Annotated in this window: 2 protein-coding genes and 1 other annotated feature; both genes read right to left on the reverse strand. The window is 37.3% G+C overall.

Going from position 1 to position 2,527, the window contains the following annotated elements; translation table 11 throughout:
• Nucleotides 1–364: 364 nt before the first annotated feature.
• The gene (gene tyrS, locus KH893_RS10950) at nt 365–1,615 is read right to left on the reverse strand and encodes a tyrosine--tRNA ligase (RefSeq protein ID WP_281166162.1); all 1,251 of its coding nucleotides are present in this window, start codon (nt 1,613–1,615) and stop codon (nt 365–367) included.
• 42 nt (nt 1,616–1,657) lie between these two features.
• Nucleotides 1,658–1,851 (reverse strand) — a binding site (T-box leader).
• A 38-nt stretch (nt 1,852–1,889) separates the two neighbouring features.
• Nucleotides 1,890–2,348, reverse strand: a complete 459-nt coding sequence (locus tag KH893_RS10955) for a Fur family transcriptional regulator (protein ID WP_281166163.1) — start codon at nt 2,346–2,348, stop codon at nt 1,890–1,892.
• Nucleotides 2,349–2,527 lie beyond the last annotated feature (179 nt).

Genomic DNA, 2,527 nt, shown 5'->3' on the forward strand with positions numbered 1-2,527 from the left:
TCAAACTCTCATTTTAAAGTTTGTGACTCAAATTTATTACTAGCGAATTGACTTCGCAAATGTTGTCCTTTTTCAAGGCCCTGCACATTTGTTTATCGAAACTTTGTTCAGTTTTCAAAGGTCTACTGGCTTACTGTCCACAGCCTTTCATTCAAAGAAGAAATGCTTTACTGTAACAGCAACGTTTATTACTATACTATGAAATCTAAAAAGCGTCAAGTGTTTTTAAAAAAAAGGCTGAAAAAGTTTTTTCAACTCTTTTTCAGCCTTTTTAGTTCACTATTATCTTTTCTCATATATGCCTAAATAACAAAACCTTAAAGCAACCAGAATAGCTAAAATTAATCATAACAAATCAATCTCTTTATTTAACTCTGGCCAAAAAATACTTCTTTTTTCCACGTCTGGCAATCACAAACCGGCCATCAAAATTAGCAGCCGGATCAACTTCAAAATCTAAGTCGCGAACCCGCTCGCCATTAATAGAGATTGCTCCATTTGAAATATCTTCGCGCGCCTGCCGTTTTGATTTTTCTATTTTAGCATCGACTAACCAATCAACGAGATTCTTCTTTGCTGCTTGAACTTCAACAGTTGGCATTTTTTTGAAACCTTGTTCAATTTCGGCGGCTGTTAAAGCTTTTACATCACCCGAAAACAATGCTTTAGAAATCTTTTCAGCTTGCAAAACTGCTTCCTTGCCATGCACAAATTCAGTCACTTCTTGAGCTAAGCGCTTCTGAGCTACGCGTTTTTCCGGCTGTGTTTTGACTTTCTCTGCCAAATCAGCAATTGTCGCTTGATCTAAGAAAGTGAAGAACTTCAGGTACTTGACCACATCTCGATCATCAGTATTAAACCAAAATTGATAAAATTCATAAGGCGTGGTCTTCTTTGGATCTAACCAAACTGCTCCACCAGCTGTTTTGCCAAATTTAGTGCCGTCAGCTTTCAGCATCAGCGGAACGGTCAAAGCAAAAACTTGGGCTTGATTACCTTCTAGTTTATGAATCATGTCAATTCCAGCCGTAATGTTTCCCCATTGATCTGCTCCGCCAACTTGCAGTTGAACATCATTTGCTTTGTAAAGGTGATAAAAATCGATTGACTGCAAAATCTGATAAGTGAACTCGGTAAAAGAAATACCAACATTCAAGCGACTGGCGATGACTTCCTTATTGAGCATCGTATTAATATTAAACAGTTTGCCGAATTTGCGCAAAAATTCCAACAAATCTAATTTCGACAGCCAATCATAATTATTGACGACCGTAATATTGTCTTTGCCGAAAAGCTTTTTCATCTGTTCTGTTTGGCAAGCTTCATTGTAATGAACTTGATCCATCGTTTGCAAAATCCGTTCCGATTTTTTTCCTGATGGATCACCAATTGAGCCCGTCCCACCACCAATTAAAATATGCGCGCGATGTCCAGCCATCTGAAATCTTTTAAGCATCATAAACGGAATTAAATGACCCACATGCAAGCTATCAGCAGTTGGATCAACTCCGCAGTATAAACCAACTGATTTTTTAGCTAAGAGTTCCCTGAGTGCTGGTTCATCCGACACCTGATTAACTGCGCCACGCCATTTTAGCTCATCAATAATATCCATAGTTTTCCTCCTTAAATAAAAAGTCCCTAAGATCTAACTGATCCTAGGGACGAAAAATTCCGCGTTACCACCCAAGTTGCCATCCAAAGACGACCAAACTCAAATCATCGTTAAGGAGATGAGCCCTTCCTTTGCTCCATAGTGTAATTCACCCAAACGCTTGGCTTGATTTGCAGCTATCATCAAGTCTCTGCTTTCCAAAACATTTAGTTACTGCGCTACTTCATCGCTAAACACATTAAGAATATAAGATAATTTTAACTTGCTGTCAATCTTAAAATTGCTTTTTTTTCAACTTAGCCTGACAATCCGGACATAAGCCATACACCTCATACTGGCTATTTAAAACTTGATAACCAGTTTGTTTAACTGCTTGCTGTTCAAATTCCTTATACTGACTGTCAAAAACATCCACAATTTTATTACAATTAACGCAAATTACGTGATAGTGCGGTACCTCTGCATAATCATAACGCATATGTCCACCACTATCAGAAGCAATTTCAATGATCAAATTATGGTCGATCAACAGTTGCAGCGTATTATAGACCGTTGCTAAACTTACACTAAAACCATTTTTGCGTACATAATTAAAAATCATTTCAATCGAAGGGTGCTCATGCGATGTCATCAGATACGACAAAATAACTTGTCTCTGCGGCGTATTTTTAATTTTAAATTCTTTTAATTTGTTTGCAGCAGCCAAAAGTGGCTTCTGTTCTTCTGCCATCATTATTGCGGCCCTCCCCAACTAAATATATAAATGATAATCATTATCACTTCACATTATAAAACCTTTTTTTGGCAAAAGTCTACAATTAAATTTTGGCAGTTGTAAAGCTGGTGGCTTAATCTTTAATTTTTTTGATCTGCTGGACCATTGATAATTCTTCATTAGTTGGTACAACTAAG

It is taken from the genome of Liquorilactobacillus sicerae, from assembly GCF_029916425.1.
In the GTDB taxonomy this organism is placed as follows: domain Bacteria; phylum Bacillota; class Bacilli; order Lactobacillales; family Lactobacillaceae; genus Liquorilactobacillus; species Liquorilactobacillus sicerae.